This is a genomic window from Aquitalea denitrificans (assembly GCF_009856625.1).
Classification (GTDB): domain Bacteria; phylum Pseudomonadota; class Gammaproteobacteria; order Burkholderiales; family Chromobacteriaceae; genus Aquitalea; species Aquitalea denitrificans.
The window spans coordinates 1,475,241-1,498,263 of the sequence record NZ_CP047241.1; the positions used below are offsets into that span (position 1 = coordinate 1,475,241).

The window sequence follows — 23,023 nt, forward strand, 5'->3', positions numbered from 1 at the left end:
GGAGCCTCGCTTTCTATTCAGAAAGCGAGAAGAGGTTTGTCAATAATCTGAAGGGAGTCCCGCCGGGACTCCCTTTTCCATGCCTGCAATCAGCCTACTGGTACTCAGTCCGCCTGTTGCCGGTTCAGGCTGGCGGCATCCCAGCCGCCGCCCAGTGCCACCAGCAGCTCCACACTGCTTACCAGTTGCTGCTTGATCAGGCTGAGCAGGCTTTGCTGCTGGCTCAGGCTGGTGGCCTGGGCCGTGGCCACGTTCAGGTAATTGATCATGCCGGCCTGATACTGGTTGCGGTATTGCCGCTCGGCATCCTGTGCACTGCCTGCTGCCAGCCGCTGGCTGGCAATTTCCTGTTCCAGCGTGTGCAGTTCTACCAGATAGTCTTCCACCTCCTGCAGCGCACTCAGTACGGTCTGGCGATAGGTGGCCAGTTGGCCGGCATAGCTGGCCTCGGCCTGGCGCACGCTGGCGGCGGTGGCACCAAAATCCAGCACCGTGCCGCTCAATTCCAGCCCGGTTGACCATACCGCATTGGGTGCGCTCAACAGCTTGCGCCAGGCCGAGCTGCTATAGCCGCCGCTGGCACTGAGGGTGAGGTCGGGGAAGTAGGCGGCCTTGGCCACACCGATGGCGGCATTGGCGGCGGCCATATTACGTTCGGCATAGGCAATGTCGGGACGGCGTTCCAGCAACTGCGAGGGCAGGCCCACCGGAATGGCCGGAATGGTGTAAGCCAGCGGTTTGGCGCTGATGCTGAATTCGGCCGGCGGCTTGCCGATCAGCACGGCAATGGCGTGTTCCAGCTGGGCGCGTTGCCATTGCACATCCAGTACCGCGGCGCGGGCGCTTTCCAGCTGGGTCTGCGCCGTGGACAGGGTGGCGCGCGAGGTGCTGCCCACCGCGTACTGCTGCTGGATGATCTGCTGATAGCGCTGGTAGGCGCTGACGGTTTGCTGGTACAGGCGGATCTGCTCGTCCAGCACCCGCAACTGGAAGTAATCCTGTGCCAGCGTGGATTGCGCGCTGAGGGTGGCGGCGGCCAGCTCGGCCTGGCTGGCCTGGGCGCTGGCGCTATCCTGCTCGGCAGTGCGACGCAGCTTGCCCCACAGGTCCGGTTCCCAGCTGGCGCTCAGGCCGGCGCTGTTGCTGCGGCTGGTACTGGTGCTGTTGCCGCCGGAACGGCTGCTGGCGGCACTGGCACTGACGGTGGGAAAGAAGCCGGCATTGGCGGCGCTGACCAGCGCCCTGGCTTTCTGATAGGCCGCCTGATAGCTGGCCACGTTCTGGTTGGACACGCTCACCTGTGCCAGCAGAGCGGACAGTTCGGCATCGCCATAGCCTTCCCACCAGTTGGCACTGATGCTGGTGTGGGCGGGGCTGGCTTGCTTCCAGCCATCCATCTGCTTGAAGCGGGTGGAGACATCCACCTTGGGGCGCTGGTAGTCCGGGCCGACGGCGCAGCCAGCCAGACCGAGGCCCAGCAGGGCCAGGCCGAGCAGGCGGGTAAGGGGACGATGCTTGATGGTGTGGCTCATGCGTGTTCTTTCGGTGCGGACAGCAGACGGCGCCAGTGCGCGCGCGTGTACTGGCTCAGGCGGTCCAGATAGACATAGACCACCGGCGTGGTAAACAGGGTAAGCAGCTGGCTCAGCGCCAGGCCGCCGGCAATGGCTACCCCCAGCGGGCTGCGCAGGTCGGCGTCGCCGCCATGGCCCAGCGCCAGCGGTAGCGCGCCGAAAAAGGCGGCCAGCGTGGTCATCATGATGGGGCGGAAGCGTAGCTGGCAGGCTTCCACGATGGCTTGTGCCGCACTCAGCTGGCGGCTGCGCTGCGCGTGCAGGGCGAAGTCGATCATCATGATGGCGTTTTTCTTGACGATGCCGATCAGCAGCAGGATGCCGATCAGCGCAATCACGGTGAGCTGCATGCCGCTAAGCTGCAGCAACAGCAGCGCCCCCACCCCGGCCGAGGGCAGGGTGGACAGGATGGTCAGCGGGTGGATATAGCTTTCATACAGCACGCCCAGCACGATATACACCGCTGCCAGCGCGGCCACGATCAGCCAGGGCATGGTGCGCGTCAGCGCCTCGAACTCCTTGGCCGTACCCTGGAAGCCGGACTGGATCTGCCGTGGCAGGCCGATGGACACCATGGCCTGACGGATGGCCTGGTCGGCCTGATCCAGCGATACGCCGGCAGCCAGATCAAACGCCACGGTAGCCGTGGCCGCCTGTCCCTGATGGGCTACTGCCAATGCGGCGCTGTTGCCACTGAAGCTGGCAAAGCTGGACAGCGGAATTTGCGTACCGGCCGAGGTCACCACCTGGATGTCCTGCAGGGTTTGCGGATCGGCGGTGTAGTCCGGTGCCAGCATCATCACCACGTGGTACTGGTTGAGCGACTGGTAGATGGTGGCCACCTGACGCTGGCTGAAGGCATTGTTCAGCAGGGTGTCGATGGTGTTCATGTTCACCCCCAGCGCGCTGGCCTTGTCACGGTCGATGGTGATCATCACCTCCTGCCCGCCAGCCTGGGCATCCGAGCTGACATTGGTGAGCTGCGGCAGCTTTTTCAGTGCCGCCTCCACGCGCGGAGTCCAGCTGCGCAGCACGGTCAGGTCGTCGGTGCGAATGCTGTACTGATAGGTGGCATTGGCACTGCGCCCGCCTATGCGCAAGTCCTGCGCCGGCATCAGGAACAGCTGGGCACCGGGCAGATTGTGGGTGCGCATGCTCAGACGGCGGGCAATCTGGAAGGCATTGTCCTGGCGCTGGCTCTGGTCCTTCAGCTGCACGAACAGATTGGCGCTGTTGCGCGAACCAAAGCCGCCGCTGCCGGTGGAAATCATCACGCTTTGCACCGCCGGATCACGTAGCAGGATGGCGGAATACTGCAGCAGCTTGGGCTTGATGGCAGCAAAGGAGACGTTCTGGTCTGCCTGCAGCTGGCCCATCAGCATGCCGGTATCCTGATCGGGGAAAAAGCCCTTGGGCACGGCGGTATACAGCCACACATTCAGCGCCACCGTCAGCAACAAACTAAGCAGCGTCAGCAGGCGGTGGCGCATCACCCCGGCCAGCGCGCGGGCATAGCCGGTCTGCAGGCTTTGCAGCACGCGCTCCACCCAGCCCGACAGACGGTTGGGCGCGCGCTCGCCCGGCTGGTGCTTGCGCAGCAGGTAAGCACACAGCATGGGCGTGAGGCTGAGTGACATCAGCAGCGAAATCATCAGCGACACCGCCAGGGTGACGGCAAACTCGCGGAACAGGCGGCCGACAATGCTGCCCATCAGCAGAATGGGAATGAACACGGCAATCAGCGACAGCGTCATCGACAGCACGGTAAAGCTGACCTCACTGGCCCCTTGCAGCGCGGCCCGCAAGGGCCGCATGCCGGCCTCGATATGCCGGGTGATGTTTTCCAGCACCACGATGGCATCGTCCACCACAAAGCCGGTGGCAATGATCAGCGACATCAGCGTCAGGTTGTTGAGGCTGTAGCCGCACAGATACATCACGGCAAAGGTGCCGATCAGCGATACCGGCAGGGTGAGGGCGGGAATCAGCACCGCATGCAGATTGCGCAGGAATACGAACACCACCACGATCACCAGCAGCACGGCAATCAGCAGGGTTTCCTCGGTGGCATGCAGCGAGGAACGGATGGTGCCGGAACGGTCGGTAGCGATGTGCAGTTCCACATCGCCGGGCAGGGACTTGCTCAGGGCCGGCAACTGCGCCTTGATGGCGTCGATGGTTTCCAGCATGTTGGCATCGGACTGGCGGGTGATGCCTATCATCACCGAGGGCTGCTGGTTGAAATAGCCGGCGGTGTACTGGTCTTCCACCGCATCGTAGACGCGGGCCACATCGCTCAGCCGCACAATAGTGCCATTGGCGCGGGTAATCACCAGCGTGCGGTAGTCGGCGGATTTTTCCAGCTGGCTGTTGCTGTGGATCTGCCAGCGCGTGCTGTCACCATCCAGCTGGCCCTTGGCGATATTGGAGGTGGCGTTGGCAATGGCGCTGCGCACGGTGTCCAGCGCAATGCCCTGATGGCTTAGCTGCTGTGGCTGCAGATCCACCCGTACTGCCGGCAGCGAACCGCCGCGCACCGACACCTCGCCCACGCCGTTGACCTGGGCGATTTTCTGCTGCAGATAGCTGGATGCCAGATCGTACAGCTCGCCACGGCTGCGACTTTTGGAGGTGAGTGCCAGCATCAGGATGGGCGCGTCGGACGGATTGGCCTTACGGTAGGTGGGCAGCGAAGGCATGCTGCTGGGCAGCAGGCTGCGCGCCCCGTTGATGGCGGCCTGCACATCCCGGGCCGCGCCGTTGATGTCGCGGTCCAGCGCAAATTGCAGGATGACGGTGGTGGAGCTTTGCGAGCTGGTGGAGGTCATCTCGGTGATGCCGGCAATCTGCCCCAGGCTGCGCTCCAGCGGCGTGGCCACGGTGGCGGCCATGGTTTCCGGGCTGGCCCCGGGCAGCGAGGCCGACACCATCACGGTGGGAAACGCCACCTGCGGCAACGGTGCCACCGGCAGCAGGGTAAAGCCCAGAATCCCCAACAGCAGGATGGACAGTGTCAACAGCAGGGTGGCCACCGGACGGGCAATGAAAAAGCGTGGCAGATTCATCGTGCGGCCTCTTGCTGACGACGTTGTGCCATGGCGGCACGCCAGCGCACGGCCAGCCGGTCAAACAGCAGGTAGATCACCGGGGTGGTAAACAGGGTGAGTACCTGGCTGAAGATCAGCCCGCCCACGATTACCAGGCCCAGCGGCTGACGCAGCTCGGCCCCGGAGCCGGAGGCCAGCATCAGCGGCAGCGCGCCGATCAGCGCCGCCATGGTGGTCATCAGGATGGGGCGGAAGCGCAGCAGGCAGGCCTGATGAATGGCCTCGCGCGGCGACAGCCTTTGCTCATGCTCGGCCTGCAGCGCGAAGTCGATCATCATGATGGCGTTTTTCTTGACGATGCCGATCAGCAGGATCACCCCGATCAGCGCAATCATGCTGAATTCGCTGCCACTCAGCAGCAGGGCCAGCATGGCTCCCACCGCAGCGGAGGGCAGGGTGGACAGGATGGTGACCGGATGAATGAAGCTTTCATACAGCATGCCCAACACGATATACATGGTGAGCAAGGCGGCCAGAATCAGCCACAGGGTGTTGGCCGAGGCGCTCTGGAAGGCTGCTGCGGCACCCTGATAACTCAGCGTGGTGGTGTCTGGCAGCTTGAGGGTGTCGGTAATCTGCTGCAGCGCGGCGTGGGCATCGCCCAGTGAGTGTCCGGCGGCCAGGTTGAAGGCGAAGGTGACCGCCGGGAACTGATCTATCCGGCCATACATCAGCGGGCCGCTGCGCTGGCTGACCGTGGCAATGCTGCCCAGACGCACCAGACTGCTGGAACTGCTACTGCTGGATGTGCTGCTGCTTGAAGTGCTGGACGGTGCCAGATAGATGTCCTCCAGCGCCTGCGGGCTGCGCTGGTAGTCGGCTGCCACTTCCAGCACCACGCGGTACTGGTTGGCCTGGGTGAAGATGGTGGACACCAGACGCTGGCCGTAGGCGTTGTACAGTGCCGCGTCCACATCGGCAGCAGTTATGCCGTAGCGACCGGCGGCATCGCGGTCCAGATGAATGTCGGCCACCATGCCCTGGTTTTGCAGATTGCTGGTGGCGGCACTGAATACCGGGTTCTGGCGCATGGCCTGCAGCAGGCGCGGGGTCAGGCTGGCCAGCCGGCTGCTGTCCGGGTCGCTGAGGGTGAACTGGTACTGCGCCGGGGTCACCTGGTCATCAATGCTCAGGTCCTGCGCGGCCTGCAGGTAGAGCGTGATGCCGGCTACCTTCTGCACCGCGCTGTTCAGGCGCTGGATGATGGCCGGGGCGCGTTCACTGCGTTGGGCAAAGGGCTTGAGGCTGATTTGCAGGCGACCGGTGTTGAGGCTGCTGTTATTGCCGTCCACGCCAATGGTGGAGGCAATGCTGTCCACCGCCGGGTCCTGCGCCAGAATGGCCGTCAGCGCCTGCTGGCGGCGGCCCATCTCGCCAAAGGACACATCCTGTGACGCCACGGTAATGCCCTGGATCAGCCCGGTATCCTGCGCCGGGAAAAAGCCCTTGGGCATCAGCACGTACAACAGCGCGGTCACCGCCAGGGTGGCGGTGGCCACCAGCAGGGTCAGGCGCTGATGATTCAGCACCACGGTTAGCAGGCGGTCGTACATCCGTACCATGGCATCGAAGATTTCACCACCACGGCGGGCAAAGCGGCTTTGGCGCTCCGGCGGCACATGGCGCAGCAGCTGCGCACACAGCATGGGGGTGAGGGTGAGTGATACCACCATGGATACCAGGATGGACACCGCCAGCGTGATGGCAAATTCGCGGAACAGCCGGCCCACCACATCGCCCATGAACAGCAGCGGAATCAGCACCGCAATCAGCGAGAAGGTGAGCGAGATAATGGTGAAGCCGATCTGGCGCGAACCCAGCAGCGCGGCCTCGCGCGGCGATTTGCCGCTGGCCAGCAGGCGGTCGATGTTTTCCACCACCACGATGGCGTCGTCAATCACAAAGCCGGTGGCAATGGTCAGCGCCATCAGGGTGAGGTTGTTCAGGCTGAAACCGGCCAGATACATCACGCCAAAGGTGCCCACCAGCGACAGCGGCACGGCAATGCTGGGAATCAGCGTGGCCTGCACATTGCGCAGGAACAGGAAGGTCACCATCACCACCAGCGCCACCGATAGCAACAGCTCGAACTGCACATCATCGATGGAGGCGCGGATGGTCTGGGTGCGGTCGGACAGCACGCTGATTTTCACACTGTCCGGCAGCGCGGCCTGCAGCGTGGGCAGTGCCTGCTGGATGCTGTCCACCACATTGATGACATTGCCGCCCGGCTGGCGCTGCACATTGATGATGATGGCCGGCTTGTTGTTGGCCCAGGCCGACAGGTAGCGGTTTTCCGCCGCCTGGCTGACTGTGGCGATATCACGCAGGCGCAATGCCGAGCCGTTCTGGTAGGTGAGGATCAGCGCGCCGTACTCGTCGGCAGAGCGGATCTGGTCGTTGGCGTCGATGGTGATGGAGTGATGCTGGCCGTCAAAACCGCCCTTGGAACCATTCACATTGCTGTTGCTGATCAGGGTATTGACCTGAGCCAGTGTCAGACCATGCGCGGCCAGTGCCGCCGGGTTCACCTGTACGTGGATGGCCGGCTGCTGGCCACCGGCCAGGCTGACCAGACCGACGCCGGAAATCTGCGACAGCTTGGGTGCCAGCCGGGTGTTGACCAGATCTTGCACCTGGGTCAGCGGCAGGTCGTCCGAGCTGGCCGCCAGGCTGATCACCGCGCTGTCGGCCGGGTTCACCTTCTTGTAGGTGGGCGGGTTGGGCAGGTCATCCGGCAGATAGGCATTGGCGGCATTGATGGCGGCCTGCACTTCCTGTTCGGCCACATCCAGTGACAGCTGCAGGGAAAAGCGAAGGGTGATGACGGATGCCCCGCCGGAACTGGTGGAGTACATCTGGCTGAGGCCGGCCATCTGGCCCAACTGGCGCTCCAGCGGCGCGGTGACGGACGATGTCATCACCTCGGCACTGGCACCGGGGTAAAGGGTGCTGACCTGGATGGTGGGGTAGTCCACCTGCGGCAGCGCCGAGGTGGACAGCATGCGGTAGGCAAATAGCCCGGACAGCAGCACCGCCACCATCAGCAGGATGGTGGCGACCGGCCGTTCGATAAACCAGCGCGACGGGTTCATTGGTCCACCTTGCTGCCATGGCTGTTGTCGCCTACCGGCGCTACCTTGGCACCTTCGTGCAGGTGGTCGATACCGGCGGTCACCACGCTGGCGCTGGCATCCACACCCTTGCTGATTACCACCCAGTCACCGTTTGTCGGGCCGGTGCTGACGTTTTTCTTGCTGACCGTCTTGTTGCCGTTCACCACATAGACATAGCTGCCGGTGCTGCCCAGCTGTACCGCTGCCGATGGCACGATGACGGCCTGCGGCAGGGTGGTGGTTTGCAGGCGGATATTGACGAACTGGTTGGGGAACAGCTTGTCGTCGGTATTGGCAAACACCGCCTTGAGCTTGACGCTGCCGGTGCTGGTGTCGATGGCATTGCTGATGAATTTCACTTCGCCATGGGCCAGCAGGGTGCTGCGTTCGCGGTTATAGGCGTCCACCGGCAGCGCCTTGCCCTGGCGCAACAGCGGCAACACATCGGCCAGATTGGCCTCCGGCAGGCTGAAGGTGGCGGTAATCGGGCGCGACTGGCTGATGGCGACGATGCCGGTGGTGTCGGTGGAATGCACCATATTGCCCGGGTCGGTCAGGCGCAGGCCGGCAAAGCCGCTGATGGGGGCGGTGATGCGGGTGAAGTCCAGGTTCAGCCGGGCGGCATCGATTTGTGCCTGATCGGTTTTGACTTCACCACGGTATTGCTCGACGCTGGCGATCTGGCTGTCCAGATCCTGTTTGGCCAGCGAGTCGCTGGCGTACAGCTTGCGGTAGCGCTCCAGCGTCAGCTCGGCGCTGTGCAGCAAGGCCGTGTGTTCGGCCAGCGCACCCTGGTACTGCTTCAGGCTGGCCTGATAGGCGCGCGGGTCGATCTGCGCCAGCAACTGGCCCTGTTTCACCCACTGGCCCTCGGTGAAGTACACCGCCTGCAGCACGCCATCCACCCGGCTGGTAACCGTGGCGCTGACATTGGCAGTGACCGTGCCGATGGCGTTGAGGTAGACCGGCACGTCGGCACGGCGGGCGCTGGCCACCTGTACCGGTGTCACCATGTCGCGCGGCGGCATGTTCTGGGCATGTGACAGGCTTTTGAACAGCAGGAAGCCGCTGGCACCAAGCAGCAGGACGGACAAGGGTAGCAGCAGACGTTTGCGGGACAGCAGGGCGGGCAGGGAGGACGGGGTTTTCATGGGCCAGGGACAGTGATTTCCAAAGCCTGAATGCTAAATGCAATTTGTAAACCACTTGTGTGCCAAGTATTGATCCCGTGTAAATTAATGCAAGGATGCCGCTGTTGGCAGCAATTTGGCGGTTTTTGCCCGCAACAAGACAAAACAGCCCCGGCCCGGCATCACCGGACGGGGGCTGTTGTAGCCGACTGCTGTACTGCGCTTACAGGCTGGGGAAGGCGAACTGCGAAGCCTCGTGGCTGGCGCGTTGCGGCCAGCGCTGGGTGATGGTCTTGCGCTTGGTGTAGAAGCGCACGCCATCCGGGCCGTAGGCGTGCAGGTCGCCAAACAGCGAACGCTTCCAGCCGCCAAAGCTGTGATAGGCCACCGGCACCGGCAGCGGTACGTTGATGCCTACCATGCCCACTTCGATTTCATCGCAGAACAGATGTGCAGCCTCGCCATCACGGGTAAACAGGCAGGTGCCGTTGCCGTATTCGTGGTCGTTGATCAGTTGCATGGCGTCTTCCAGGCTGTTCACCCGCACGATGCACAGCACCGGGCCGAAGATTTCTTCTTCGTAGACCTTCATGCCGGGCTTGACGTGGTCGAACAGGGTGCCGCCGACGAAGAAGCCTTCCTCGCAGCCGGATACCTTCAGGCCACGACCATCCACCACCAGGGTTGCGCCTTGCTCCACGCCGCTGTCGATATAGCCCACCACCTTGTCGCGCGCCGCGCCAGTCACCAGCGGACCCATGTCCAGGCCGCAGGATGTGCCGGCACCGATCTTCAGCTCGGCAATCTTGGGCTTGAGTTTTTCCACCAGCTTGTCGGCCACCTGGTCGCCCACGGTTACCACCACGGAAATGGCCATGCAGCGCTCGCCGCAGGAACCGTAGGCTGCGCCCATCAGTGCGTTGACGGTGTTGTCCAGATCAGCATCCGGTAGCACCACGGCGTGGTTCTTGGCACCGCCCAGTGCCTGTACGCGTTTGCCGCGCTTGTTGGCCTCGGTGTAGATGTATTCGGCAATCGGGGTGGAGCCGACAAAGCTGATGGCTTTCACTTCCGGTGCCTGGATCAGGCCATCAACGGCTTCCTTGTCACCGTTCACCACATTCAGCACGCCCTTGGGCAGGCCGGCTTCGTGCAGCAGCTGGGCAATCAGCAGGGTGGAGCTGGGGTCGCGCTCGGACGGCTTGAGGATGAAGCAGTTGCCGCAGGCAATGGCCAGCGGGTACATCCACAGCGGCACCATGGCCGGGAAGTTGAACGGGGTGATGCCCGCCACCACGCCCAGCGGCTGGAAGTCGCTCCAGCTGTCGATATTGGGGCCGACATTGCGGTTGTATTCGCCCTTGAGCAGTTCCGGCACGCCGCAGGCGTATTCCACGTTTTCGATGCCGCGCTGCAGCTCGCCCACGGCGTCTTCCAGGGTCTTGCCGTGTTCTTCGCTGATCAGCTGGGCAATCTTGTCGCGGTTGGCTTCCAGCAGCTGCTTGAAGCGGAACATCACCTGGGCGCGCTTGGCCGGCGGGGTTTTGCGCCAGGCCGGGAAGGCCGCCTTGGCACTGGCTATGGCGGCGCGGATGATGTCCTGGTCGGCCAGGGCCACTTCGCGTACCGGCTTGCCGAGCGACGGGTTGAAGACGGGGGTGCTGCGGCCTGCCTGCTGGACAAGCTCACCGTTGATCAGATGGGCGATGGTGCTCACGTTGGATTCTTTCTTGCTATGCACGGTATTGGTTTGAGTGTCGGGGGCTCAGGCCAGATTGTTCAGTACGCTGCCCACGGCATCGAACAGGGTGTCGAGCTGTGCCGGGGTGGTGTTGAAGCTGGGCCCGAATTGCAGGGTGTCGCCGCCAAAGCGCACGTAGAAACCAGCCTGCCATAGCTTGAGGCCTGCCTCGTAGGGACGGATGGTGGCATCGCCGTCACGCGAGGCCAGCTGGATGGCACCGGCCAAGCCGCAGTTGCGGATGTCCACCACATGCTGGCTGCCCTTGAGCGCATGCAGCTTGTCCTCGAATACCGGCGCCAGTGCCAGCGACTGTTCGATCAGCTGTTCGTGCTTGAGTACTTCCAGCGTGGCCAGACCGGCAGCGCAGGCCACCGGGTGACCGGAGTAGGTGTAGCCATGGGTGAATTCAATGGCGTGCTGCGGCAGGTTCTGCTGCATGAAGGTGTTGTAGATTTCCTTCGAGGCAATCACCGCACCCAGCGGTACCGCGCCGTTGGTCACCTGCTTGGCGGTGTTCATGATGTCCGGGGTAACGCCGAAGTAGTCGGCACCGGTCCACTTGCCCATACGGCCGTAGGCGGTGATCACTTCGTCGAAGATCAGCAGGATGTTGTTCTGGCTGCAGATTTCGCGCAGGCGTTGCAGATAGCCCTTGGGCGGCACGATGACGCCGGAGGAGCCGGACATCGGCTCGACGATGACGGCGGCAATATTCGACGCATCATGCAGCTCGATCAGTTTCAGCAGTTCGTTGGCCAGCTCCACGCCGCCGGTTTCCGCCATGCCACGGGTAAAGGCCATGCCCGGCTGCAGGGTGTGCGGCAGGTGGTCGGCATCCATCAACTGGCCGTACAGCTTGCGGTTGCCGCCGATGCCACCCAGCGAGGTGCCGCCGATGTTGACGCCGTGATAGCCACGGGCGCGGCCGATGAAGCGGGTTTTGCTGGGCTGGCCCTTCAGGCGCCAGTAGGCTTTGGCCATCTTGATGGCGGTATCGGCACACTCGGAACCGGAGCCGGTAAACAGCACGTGGTCGAGGCCCTCGGGCATGATGCCGGCGATTTCCTCGGCCAGACGGAAGGCCAGCGGGTGGCCGTACTGGAAGCCCGGTGCGTAGTCCAGCGTGCCCAGCTGGCGCGATACGGCTTCCTGGATTTCCTTGCGGTTGTGGCCGGCACCGCAGGTCCACAGGCCGGACAGGCTGTCAAAGATGCGACGGCCCTTGTCATCGATAAAGTAGTTGCCCTCCGCCCCCACGATGATGCGCGGGTCTTGCTGGAAAGCGCGGTTGGCAGTGAACGGCATCCATTGCGCATCAAGTTTCAGATCGCTGGTGGTGTAGGCAGAATGCTGGGCAGACATGGTGGCTCCTGATGCCATGGTTGATGTGCACAGCATGCAGCAAACAATAGGTGAGTTAAATTGAAACTTATAAACGTAAAGGTTAAATTTTTCTCACGTAACTTGATTTGTATGTCCGGCAAGGTCGTCTGCTGTCATGGGCGGGTTTTCCTGTGCCAGTTTCCAGGCTCGTGGCGTCTGGCCGCTGTGGGCCTTGAAGGCACGTGACAGCGCGGCCTCGCTGCCATAACCCACTCGGTCGGCAATCAGTTTTAACTGCTGTCCCTTGCGTAACATCTGCTGCGCCAGGCTGATGCGCCAGCCCTGCAGATACACCCCTGGCGTGCAGCCCAAGGTGTTGCGAAAGCTGTTGGCAAACACGCTGCGTGACATGCCGCATAGCCGGGCCAGCTCATCCAGCGTCCACGGTGCTGCCGGTTGATCGTGCATGGCTACCAGCGCCCGGCGCAGCCTGGGGTGGGACATGCCGGCCAGCATGCCGCCTTCCAGTTGCCCGGATTCCATCAGATAGCGCAGCAACTGGATGAAGACGGCTTCGAACAGGCGGTCCAGCAGTGCCTCACGGCCGCAGTAATTGCTGAAGGCTTCGGCAAACAGCAGGCCGAGTATGGCTTCGGCACCGGGAATGTCCTTGAGCGGCACGCAGATGGTGTCCGGCATTGCGCCGGCCAGCGGGTTGTCGGCACCGCCCTCGAACTGCAGCTGGGCGCAGGCCAGGGTGGCACCGTGCTGACTGTCGCTGACAAAGTTGCGTGCCAGAGGGCGCGGATAGAACAGCAGGCTGGGCTCGCAGATGTGCAGCGTGTCTTGTCCGGCATGCACCACATCCAGTTTGCCCGCCTGTATCAGATGCAGCTGGCCGCCGTGTTCTGGCGCAGTAAAGCGCGTTACCCCGCACAACGCACCGGAATGGAACAGCCGCGCCCGTACCGGAAAATGGTGCAGCAGTGCATCCAGTCTATCGGTGCATGTGCGCATGATTTGCTACTCCTGATCAAGTATTTGAGATTATTTGTAGCATATCGTACTGCGGTGACAGGTAAAGTCAGTTCTGCCAAACGGCTGCACTTCCGCAACCGATCTGAACCATGGAGTCTGTCATGTCTATTGAAAAAGTTCTCTACCGTGCCAATGCCACAGCCACCGGTGGCCGTGAAGGCAGTGCCGAGTCGTCGGATGCTGTATTGAAAGTGCAGTTATCCACGCCGCGCGAACTGGGTGGTGCTGGCGGCCCCGGCACCAATCCGGAACAGCTGTTTGCTGCCGGTTATTCAGCCTGCTTTCTGGGGGCGCTGAAATATGTGGCCATGCAGGACAAGGTAGCTTTGCCTGCCGCCACCACGGTAAGCGCCACGGTGGGCATCGGCCCCATTCCCACCGGCTTTGGCATCGAAGTGGATTTGCAGATCAGCATTCCCGGCGTGGATGCTGCCCAGGCGCGGGTACTGGTGGACAAGGCACATATTGTCTGCCCGTATTCCAACGCCACGCGCAACAATATCGACGTGCGTCTGCAACTGGTGTGACTGTAGCCAGCCTGGCTGCACGGCAAGCATGGAAGATACCCCCACAGGGGGTATTTGTTTTTGTCCATCTGCCGGCTTAATCTGGCGTCATGCTTGGCATGGCGGTTTGATGTCAATTTACTTTACGTTTTCTGACAGTCATCCCGGTCTTGCTGGTGGATAATTGGAGATCAGCTCCAGCAGTCATGACTTCAAGAATCCGGCATGGTCCTGAAGCGTGCCAATCAGCGGCAGCTGGTGATCGTCTTGTTTATGCTGGCAGGGGAGTGCAATGCAATACCGGCAAGACAGCATGCAGGAAATCCGTTTTGACATGCTTGCCCTCACGCGCGGGCAAATCAGGCTGGCACGTTACGGCTCGCTGCTTGGCATGTTGCTTATCGTTTTTCTGCCCTGTAGCCTCATCCCGCGCCTGTGGCCGGGAGGCGTGTTCGGGCTGGATTCCCTTATCGTCAGTGTCCTGCTTTCCGCAGTACTGTGGATTGGCTGTGGCATCCTGTTGCTGGCGCTGTTTCGCGGTGCTGCCATGGCCAGTCCGTGGCAGCAACAGGAGCTGCAGCAGCTGTTTGCGGAGTTTCCAGAACTGCATGCCTACCGCGACCGGGTATCTGCACTTGGCCGCGGCTTTACCGTGGGTGAGCATGAAACCCTGATGGCCTGGCCGGCCATGAAGGCCAGCATTGCGGACGATCTGGATTCGGAAACCTGAAACCTGGCAGCTGTCCTGAAGCAGCTGGCTGCAGATTGTGCCGGCTTGCCGGAAGGCGGTCAGGTAAGCTCGGGCAAATGGCTGTATAATCTGGCGTTTTTCATTTTTTGCACTACGCCACATGTCCAAAGCTCCTCGTATCGGTATGGTTTCCCTTGGCTGTCCTAAAGCCCAGAGCGATTCCGAACACATTCTTACCCGCCTGCGCGCGGAGGGTTATGAAATTTCCTCCTCTTACGACGGGGCTGACCTGGTGGTGGTCAACACCTGTGGTTTCATCGATTCGGCGGTGACCGAATCGCTGGATGCCATTGGCGAAGCGCTGAATGAAAACGGCAAGGTGATTGTCACCGGCTGTCTGGGTGCCAAGGATGGCGTGGTACAGAATGCCCACCCGTCGGTGCTGGCCGTAACCGGCCCGCACGCCACCGACGAGGTGATGGATGCGGTACACAACTATCTGCCTAAGCCGCACGACCCCTTTGTCGACCTGGTGCCGGATATCGGCATTCGCCTGACGCCCAAGCATTACGCCTACCTGAAAATTTCCGAAGGCTGTAATCACCGCTGTACCTTCTGCATCATCCCGTCCATGCGCGGCGATCTGGAAAGCCGTCCGGTGCATGATGTGCTGCGTGAAGCGGCCAACCTGGCCCGTGCCGGGGTGAAGGAACTGCTGGTGATTTCGCAGGACACCTCGGCCTATGGCGTGGATGTCAAATACAAGCTTGGCTTCCATGACGGCCGTCCGGTGAAGACCCGCATGACCGAGCTGTGCGAGGAGTTGGGCAAGCACGGCATCTGGGTGCGCCTGCACTATGTTTACCCCTACCCGCACGTGGATGAAGTGATTCCGCTGATGCGCGACGGCAAGATCCTGCCTTACCTGGATATCCCGTTCCAGCATGCCAGCCAGAAAGTGCTGAAGCTGATGAAGCGTCCGGCCAACAGCGACAATGTGCTGGCGCGCATCAAGAAATGGCGCGAGATCTGCCCGCAGCTGGTGATCCGCTCCACCTTTATTGTCGGCTTCCCCGGCGAAACCGAAGAAGACTTCGAAGAACTGCTGCAATTCCTGCGTGAAGCCCAGCTGGACCGCGTGGGCTGTTTCACCTATTCCGCAGTCGAGGGAGCAACTGCCAACGACTTGCCGGATCAGGTGCCGGAAGAAGTCAAAGAGGCGCGCAAGGAGCGCTTCATGGAAGTACAGGCCGAAATCAGCGCCCGCAAGCTGGAAGCCCGTATCGGCCAGCGTCTGACCGTGCTGGTGGATGAAATCGACGACGAAGGCACGGCCATCTGCCGCAGCTATGCCGATGCGCCGGAAATCGACGGCCTGGTGTTTGTGGAAGATGCCACCGGTCTTGAAGCCGGCCAGTTTGTCGAGGTGGACATTGTCGACTGCAGCGAACACGACCTGTGGGGCGAGCGCGTCTGATTCTTTGCTGCGGATGATAAGTTGAACAAACGGCGTTCTTGCGGGAGCGCCGTTTTTACTGCTGCAGCTTAATCCTTGAACGCCGGCAGCTGCAGGGTGAAGCAGGCCCCGCCCTGCGGGTGGTTATCGGCGCTCAGTTGTCCGCCATGGCGCTCGACAATGCCATAGCTGATGGACAGGCCCAGGCCAGTGCCCTTGCCGATGGGCTTGGTGGTGAAGAAGGGATCGAAGATCAGCGGCAGGGCTTCTTCGCTGATGCCGGGGCCGTTGTCGCGCACAGCAAGGCTTATTTGCCCGGCGGCCCGGCTGATCTCCAGTTGCAGGCAGGGACTGGCGGTTTTTTCGATGGCATCAAACGCATTCTGGATCAGGTTGACCAGCACCTGTTGCAACTGGTTGGCCGAGCCGCACACCCAGGCGGGGGTGTCCAGTCCGGTGTTGATGACTTCTACCCTGAAGGGCGCGGCACGGCTGACCCAGTGCAAGGCGCGCTGGGTGAGGTCGGCCAGGTCCACCCGCTGGCGGGTGTTTTCTTCCACTGCAGAAAAACGTTTCAGTGCATCCACGATATGGCCGCTGCGCTCGGCCCCTTCCATCAGGCCGGCGCTGAGCGAGGGCAGGTCGGCAATCAGGCGGTCGATTTTCAGTTCGATGCGCAATGCCTGATTATCCGGGCTCAGGTCATGGGCGTGAATGGCATTCAGGTAGTGGGTGAGTTTGACCGCATAGCGCTGCATGGCGTGGGCATTGCCCAGTACAAAGCTGATGGGGTTGTTGAGCTCGTGTGCCACCCCGGCCACCAGCCGGCCTAGCGAAGCCATCTTTTCCGCTTGTACCAACTGGGCCTGCGCAGACTTCAGTGCCTGGTGCGCCGCTTGCAACTGGGCATAGGCGCGCTTGAGTTCGCCCACCGGCCGTCCCACTGCCACAAAGCCGCTGTAACGCCCTTCGCCATCGTATAGCGGGCTGACATTCCAGGTAACCGGCATGCTTTCCCCGTCCTCGCGCGGCAGGGCAATTTCCACATCCTGTACATCGCTACGTCCGGCGGCCAGCAGGGTGGCGATCTGCTGCCGAGCCTGGCTGTCTTCCACCAGTTCGGCCAGTTTGCGGCCAACCAGCTCGCTTTCTGCATGGCCGGTCAGTTGCAGCATGGCGCGGTTGACCTGGCGAACCTTGCCCACGGTATCGCACACCACCAGCACATCGGTCATGGCGGCCAGCACGCCCTCGGTAAAGTGGTGCGCCTCTGCCAGCTCGCGGTGTTTGGTTTCCAGTGTTTCCTGCGAGGACACCAGCTCGCTATACACCTCGTCCATGCGCTGGATTACGTCTATCCAGGCGGCCTCTGCCAGTTCCTGGCCTGCAGCGGCAATGCTGTCATCCGGGAGGTTGACCGGCGCATTCAGGGCGTGGTGGTGGGCTGGCATGGCTGAAATTTCCTGGGGGCAAGGGGAATATCCGGCTTGTCAATGCTGCGGTAACGGGGCGGGCCGCACGGGCTACGCAACAGACCAGCGTCTGGCTGCCATTTTATGCCGCGGCGGAGGAGGGAGGTATTTTTTTCTCGGAAGGAAGAGCCAGTAATGGTTGGGCTGGTTGCTGTTTTCTGCGCAATTGATCGGGGTTGAGAGAATTGCGAGCTGTATTTTATATATATATTTTTAATATGAGTATTCATTGCAGAAAACTGCAAGATAAAAATGACCGTGGTGAAAGTGGTATTTGGCTAATCCATAAAGACTACCTCTAACTGAAAAGACTATTTGTTGTGCTGCTGGTGTCCATTACACTCAGTTTTATGCCCAGATATTTTAAATTTTTACTTTAAAATGATCAGGTAAAAACAACTGCTTTTTATAGTAGTAACAAATTATTGAAAAAATCGGCAAATTGTCATGCATTTGCTATACTCGCACTCTAGAATCTACATCAGATATCAGAAATTTCCTGCTGGCCAACTCAGGGCCGCATGCTTTCGCTTCGCTTGTCGGTAAATATGATTTTAATAATAGCGACTGGTCAGCTTTGATCGGTCGATGTCCCAGCTCTATGAATAATCATGGTTATTCCATGATTTGAATAGCACCATTTCTGTGCAGGCACGCTGCCAATGCAGTGTGTGCTGACATGGATTTTCTGAATCATCGTTTGGGGTTTTACGACTTATGCGCATGTCTTGCCTGGGCAGGGCTGGCTGCGTGTGCACGGTCGGGAAAGTACCAGGTGAGGAGCAGGCTGCTGCAACAAGACAGCCTGTTGTAGCGCTGTCTGACAGCGTTTTGTGACTTCCGGGGTAAGCCATGGCAGGGCCAGCACCGGATTTCATTCCGTCTTTCAAATTGAAATCAGACTGAAACCGCTATGCGAAAACTAGTCCTGGCCATCAGTATGGCCTTTGGCGCGCTGGCTGCCTCGGGGGAGGCTGCGCCGCTCTGGAAGAGCAAAGCCTATGATGCGGCCATCATCGAGGCAAGGCAGGGAAATACCCGGCCCGCGCTGCAAATGCTGGAGCGTGAGGCCGCTCGGGGGCCGCTGACCGAATCCTTGCTCAATGACTACATCACCTTGCTGTGCTGGGATCAGCAATACACCAAGGCCATTCAGCTTAGCCGGGGTCGGGAGGATGAGCTGCATGCCGATACCCTGCGCCTGCTGGCGGCCAATTTGCGTGGACGCAAGGAGTTTGGCAATGCCAGCCGCCTGTTCGGCCTGGCGCGGGAGCGTGGTGGCGACATCAGCGCCAGCATCCAGCAGGCCATGAGCACGGCCGAGGGCGGGGAGATCACCCGCGCGCTGGATATCCTCAACCAGACTAATCCCATTTCGCGGGAAGATGCGCTGGAGCTGACGCGGGCACGGGCCTATGTGCTGATGCTGCACGGTGATCAGGCGCGTGCGCTGGATTACATCCAGGACAATCTTCAGCGCTATGCCGGCGACCCGGTGCTTGAGCGGCTGAAGCTGGATGTGCTGACCCGGCTGGGCCTGCCGGAACTGGACGACAAGGCTGCTGCCGGGCTCAGTGAGCAGGATCGTGACAAGATACTCAAGGTTTCCACCATCGAGCTGAACGGCGCCGGAGAATTCACTACCGAAACCTATAAGCGACTGATCCCTGCGGCATCGTTCTTCAATAACTACGTGGTTCTGCTCAGCCAGAAGCAGCATCTGGACAGTGCGCTGGAGATTGCGGACAAGAATCCTTCTTTGCTTACCCGCAAGACGCTGGCGGTGCTGCAGCAGGCGACAGCGACACAAGGCAGCCAGGCGCAGCGTGACAAGGTAAAGCAGTGGATTGACCAGTACTACGCCATTGATGCAGAAGATGCCGAAAGCATGTCTGACAGCAGCGAAGTTACTGCAGTCAGCCCGGAGCTGGCCCAGGTGCGGGCGCATGCCGACAGCCTGCGGCGCGAGGGCGCTTATGCCCAGGCACTGGTCTATCTGGCCAAGTGGCAGCCACAGTATGCCGACGATCCGGTGCTCAATGCCCAATACCGCAGCGTGCTGGCCACGCTGGAGATGATCGATTCGCAACGCAGTCTGCTGTCGCGCCCGGCCCTGCCGGGACAGGATCCGGCATGGTCGCTGGACCAGCAGCAAGGCCAGCAGGCAATCGAGTGGGCCAAAGTCCGGGCTGATCTGGATGAAATCCGCGAGATGCAGCAGACGCTGGACAAGGCGCTGGAGCAGAATGCCCGCTGGTTGAATACCCCAGGGCATACGCCGGCCATGCAGGCCCGTACCATTGATATCCGCCTGCAGCTGTTGCAGCGCCGTGGCCGGTCGGAGGATGCAGTCAGGCTGTTCGAGCAGAACCCGCAGCTGTCGTACACCGCCAATGGCTATGGTGCAGTGGCAGCCTCCTATCTGGTGCTCAAGCAACCGGAAAAGGCAGCCACCCAGTTCCAGGCGGCACTGTCGCGGGCAAGGCGCGATGACCCCAAGGTGGAATGGCAGATCGGCCTGGCCTATGCCCAGCTGGAATCCGGCAAGTACAAGGCAGCCAGCAAGACCATTGCCGATGCCAAGAACGCCACCCCGCGTACCACGGCCGACCCGCTCACCGGCAACCGCCGTTTCAACCCCGATTACATGTCGCTGGCCTATCACCAGGCCATGATCACTGCCTTCCTGGGCGATGTGAAAGGGGCGCAGGCACAGATGGACAGCTTGCTGGACCAGGCACCGTTTGCCTCGGAAACCCGCATCGGCATGTCGCAGATTGCCTTGCTGCTGGAATCTCCCACCACCACCAAGGCCATGCTCAAGCGGCTGGCCGTGGATGACGGCCCAGAGAAAAACTGGGACGTAATGGTGGGACAGGTGGAGGCGGATCTGGCGCGGCAGGACTTCAAGCAGGCCCGTACGATGCTGGACGAGCTGGAAAGCATGCCGGTGGATTCGGCGGAAAGCCGGCTCAAGCTGAGCGAACAGCAAGAGCAGTACCGTGCTCTGATGGGGCCGGAACTGGTGGTGGAGGCCGGACATGATCTGGGTACCAGCCAGGGTGCCAGCATGCACAATGCCTACGACTCCCTGACCCGGCTCTATAGCGCCACCTATAACAATTTGCGCGTGTTTGCCCAGCATCAGTTCCAGACTGCCGACTTTGCCTCCACCACCGGGGTGGGGACAGACAAGGTGCGTTTCGAGACCGCTGGCCTGGGCCTGCAATACCGCAGCCAGTACGGCACCGGTGAAATTGGCGGCTTCAGTCAACTGGATGGCCACGCCATGCAAGGTGGCTTTGCCGGTTTCGACTGGACGGTAAACGACAACTGGATGCTGGGCTTGCGCTACGAGAAAAACAGCATGGCCACCCCACTGGAAGCACGCCAGAGCGGTGTCTACGCCAACCTGTTGCTGGGCAAGGTGGAATACAAGCGCGATGACCTTACCACGGTGGAGTTTGAAGCCTCGCAGATGGATTTCACCGACACCAACCGTCGCCAGGGCTTTGCGCTGACGGTGAACCAGGCCCTGATCAAGGGGCCGATCTATCAGCTCAACGGCATTCTGGAAGCCAGCACCAACCATAACGACGTGCTGGACAACGCCATCTACTACAGCCCGCACCGCGACCTGGATGTCAGCCTCACCTTGATGAACGACATCACGCTATGGCGCTACTACGACAACAGTTTCCACCAACGCATCGGCATCAGCGGTGGGCGCTATTACGAAACGGCCTTCGGCAGCAAGAACACCTGGGCCTACACAATCGAACAAGTATGGGATTTCAAAAAGGGGGGGGAGATACGTTACGGCTTCTCACGGTCCATGCACCCGTATGACGGGGTATCCGATGGCAGCAACCGTATCTATCTCTTCCTGGACTGGAAAATGAAATGAAAAACCTGATCCGCACACTACTGGCCGTGCTGAGTCTGCTGCTGTCGCTGCACGCCTTTGCCGGCCCGGCAACATCAAAACTGATCATCCTGTGCTACCACGAAGTGGCTGAAGACGCCCTGTCACTATCCGACCCGTATGCGGTGGATGTGCAGCTGCTGTCCAAGCAATTGGCCTGGATGAAAGGGCAGGGTTACCACTTTGTCAGCGTGGACGACATCCTGGCCGATCGCAACGGCAGCCGTCCCTTGCCGGAAAAGGCCGTGCTGCTGAGCTTTGATGATGGCTACCAAAGCATGTATAGCAAGGTGTTCCCCATCCTCAAGCAGTTCAAGGCACCGGCTGTCGTGGCACTGGTGGGTTCCTGGCTGTACCCGCGTGACGACCAGGAAGTCCAATATGGTGATATCTGGGTACCACGCAGCCGTTTTCTGAGCTGGGACGAAATCAAGGAAATGAAGGCCAGCGGCCTGATTGAGATCGCCAGCCATTCCTTTGCCATGCACAAGGGCATTACCGCCAACCCGCAGGGTGGCACCGAGCCGGCGTACACCAGCCCCGGCTGGGATCAGGGCAAGTACGAAAGCTATGATGCCTACCTGGTGCGTGCCGCAGCCGACATGAAAAAGAACAGCGACTATCTGGCGGAAAAACTGGGCGAGCGGCCACGGGTGATGGTGTGGCCATATGGTGCCTATAACTTCCGGGTAACCAAGCTGGCAGCTGATTTGGGCATGCCCATCACCATGAGCCTGGACGATGGCATCAATACCGGCAAAACCCCGCTGGAAGCCATGCGCCGGGTGCTGATGGATGCGCGCACCAAGATTCCGGAACTGGCCTTCCAGTTTCACCAGCTGGAAAAGTTTCCGGACGGGGTAAGGCCGGAATCCAGCCGCATCATGCATGTGGACCTGGACTACATCTACGACCCCAATCCGGTCCAGCAGGACAAAAACATCGACGCCCTGCTGGACCGGGTGAAGGCAATGGGCGTGAGCACGGTGTATCTGCAGGCGTTTGCCGATCCCAAGGGAACTGGCGAAGCCGAGGCGCTGTATTTCCCCAACCGTTACATGCCGATGCGGGCAGACCTGTTCAACCGCGTAGCCTGGTCGCTGGATACCCGTTGCGACGTCAAGGTATACGCCTGGATGCCGTTGCTGGCATTCAAGCTGCCGGACAGCAACCCGGCTGCTGACAAGCTGGTGCTGGCGGCCTCGCGTGACGGTTCCCCGGCCCAGGTAAAAGGCTATCGCCGCCTGTCACCGTACTCGGCAGAGGCCCGTGCCACCATCCGCGGCATCTACGAAGACCTGGCGCGTGGCGCGCACTTCCATGGTCTGCTGTTCCACGATGACGCCACCTTGTCCGACGATGAGGACGTCAGCGCCGACGCCCAGGCCTGGTATCAGCAGCAAGGCCTGCCGCTGAATCCGGTTGAAGCCCGCAAGGACCCGGCCACCCTGGCGCGCTGGACCAGCGAAAAGATCAAGCGTCTGGATGACTTCAGCCTGGAGTTGGCCGACATCGTCAAAATTTACGAACCAGCACTCAAGGTGGTCCGCAATTACTATGCCCCGGTGGTGCTCAACCACGAATCGGAAACCTGGTTTGCCCAGTCCTACGCCAGCGGTTTGCAAAACTACGACTTCGTTGCCGTCATGGCCATGCCCTATATGGAAAAGGCCGATCAGCCCAAAAAATGGATGCAGGCGCTGCTGAAGGATGTCAAGGACATCCCGGGGGCGCTGGACAAGACCGTGTTCGAACTGCAGGCCACCAACTGGAGAACAAACCAGCCGGTGCCGGCCGAAGAATTGGTCGATGTGGTGAATACCCTGCACGAGCAAGGTGCGCGTCACTTTGCCTACTACCCTGATGACCAGTTTAAGGATCAGCCCAAGCTGTCGGTCATCAAGCGGGTGTTTTCCATGAAATCCAATCCGGCAGAATAAC

Annotated in this window: 13 protein-coding genes; 5 read left to right on the forward strand and 8 right to left on the reverse strand. The window is 60.9% G+C overall.

Features of this window, described 5'->3' with window-relative positions:
* Positions 1 to 104: 104 nt before the first annotated feature.
* The 7 genes from GSR16_RS06760 to GSR16_RS06790 all read right to left on the reverse strand — a co-directional run bounded on the left by GSR16_RS06760 (position 105) and on the right by GSR16_RS06790 (position 13,011).
* Positions 105 to 1,532 (reverse strand): efflux transporter outer membrane subunit, encoded by a 1,428-nt coding sequence (locus GSR16_RS06760; RefSeq protein WP_159875766.1) that lies wholly within the window; start codon positions 1,530 to 1,532, stop codon positions 105 to 107.
* On the reverse strand, positions 1,529 to 4,639 hold the full coding sequence (locus GSR16_RS06765; RefSeq protein WP_159875768.1) for a multidrug efflux RND transporter permease subunit: 3,111 nt from the start codon (positions 4,637 to 4,639) through the stop codon (positions 1,529 to 1,531). Before GSR16_RS06765 ends, GSR16_RS06760 begins: the two co-directional genes overlap by 4 nt.
* Complete coding sequence (locus GSR16_RS06770) at positions 4,636 to 7,776, reverse strand: multidrug efflux RND transporter permease subunit (protein ID WP_159875770.1); 3,141 nt, start codon at positions 7,774 to 7,776, stop codon at positions 4,636 to 4,638. Before GSR16_RS06770 ends, GSR16_RS06765 begins: the two co-directional genes overlap by 4 nt.
* Positions 7,773 to 8,948 carry an MdtA/MuxA family multidrug efflux RND transporter periplasmic adaptor subunit gene (locus tag GSR16_RS06775; RefSeq protein ID WP_159875772.1) on the reverse strand — a complete coding sequence of 392 codons (1,176 nt, stop codon included), beginning with the start codon at positions 8,946 to 8,948 and terminating at the stop codon, positions 7,773 to 7,775. Before GSR16_RS06775 ends, GSR16_RS06770 begins: the two co-directional genes overlap by 4 nt.
* 202 nt (positions 8,949 to 9,150) lie before the next feature.
* Positions 9,151 to 10,644 carry a CoA-acylating methylmalonate-semialdehyde dehydrogenase gene (locus GSR16_RS06780; protein WP_159875774.1) on the reverse strand — a complete coding sequence of 498 codons (1,494 nt, stop codon included), beginning with the start codon at positions 10,642 to 10,644 and terminating at the stop codon, positions 9,151 to 9,153.
* A gap of 48 nt (positions 10,645 to 10,692) precedes the next feature.
* A complete protein-coding gene (aptA, locus tag GSR16_RS06785) occupies positions 10,693 to 12,033 on the reverse strand; it encodes an omega-aminotransferase AptA (protein ID WP_159875776.1) in 1,341 nt (446 codons plus the stop codon).
* A gap of 93 nt (positions 12,034 to 12,126) precedes the next feature.
* Entirely contained in the window at positions 12,127 to 13,011 is an 885-nt protein-coding gene (locus tag GSR16_RS06790; RefSeq protein ID WP_159875778.1) for an AraC family transcriptional regulator, read from the reverse strand.
* 122 nt (positions 13,012 to 13,133) lie between these two features.
* Between GSR16_RS06790 and GSR16_RS06795 the strand changes: the two genes are divergently transcribed.
* The 3 genes from GSR16_RS06795 to rimO all read left to right on the forward strand — a co-directional run bounded on the left by GSR16_RS06795 (position 13,134) and on the right by rimO (position 15,706).
* Complete coding sequence (locus GSR16_RS06795) at positions 13,134 to 13,559, forward strand: organic hydroperoxide resistance protein (protein ID WP_159875780.1); 426 nt, start codon at positions 13,134 to 13,136, stop codon at positions 13,557 to 13,559.
* A 271-nt stretch (positions 13,560 to 13,830) separates the two neighbouring features.
* Positions 13,831 to 14,268, forward strand: a complete 438-nt coding sequence (locus tag GSR16_RS06800; protein WP_159875782.1) for a hypothetical protein — start codon at positions 13,831 to 13,833, stop codon at positions 14,266 to 14,268.
* 121 nt (positions 14,269 to 14,389) lie between these two features.
* The gene (gene rimO / locus GSR16_RS06805) at positions 14,390 to 15,706 is read left to right on the forward strand and encodes a 30S ribosomal protein S12 methylthiotransferase RimO (RefSeq protein WP_159875784.1); all 1,317 of its coding nucleotides are present in this window, start codon (positions 14,390 to 14,392) and stop codon (positions 15,704 to 15,706) included.
* 68 nt (positions 15,707 to 15,774) lie between these two features.
* Here rimO and GSR16_RS06810 read toward each other — a convergent pair whose 3' ends face one another.
* Entirely contained in the window at positions 15,775 to 17,136 is a 1,362-nt protein-coding gene (locus tag GSR16_RS06810) for a sensor histidine kinase (RefSeq protein ID WP_159875786.1), read from the reverse strand.
* 934 nt (positions 17,137 to 18,070) lie between these two features.
* On the opposite strand from GSR16_RS06810, the gene GSR16_RS06815 reads away from it, so the two are divergent.
* A complete protein-coding gene (locus GSR16_RS06815) occupies positions 18,071 to 21,064 on the forward strand; it encodes a PgaA family protein (protein ID WP_159875788.1) in 2,994 nt (997 codons plus the stop codon).
* A complete protein-coding gene (gene pgaB / locus GSR16_RS06820) occupies positions 21,061 to 23,022 on the forward strand; it encodes a poly-beta-1,6-N-acetyl-D-glucosamine N-deacetylase PgaB (protein WP_159875790.1) in 1,962 nt (653 codons plus the stop codon). Before GSR16_RS06815 ends, pgaB begins: the two co-directional genes overlap by 4 nt.
* Position 23,023: the final 1 nt, after the last annotated feature.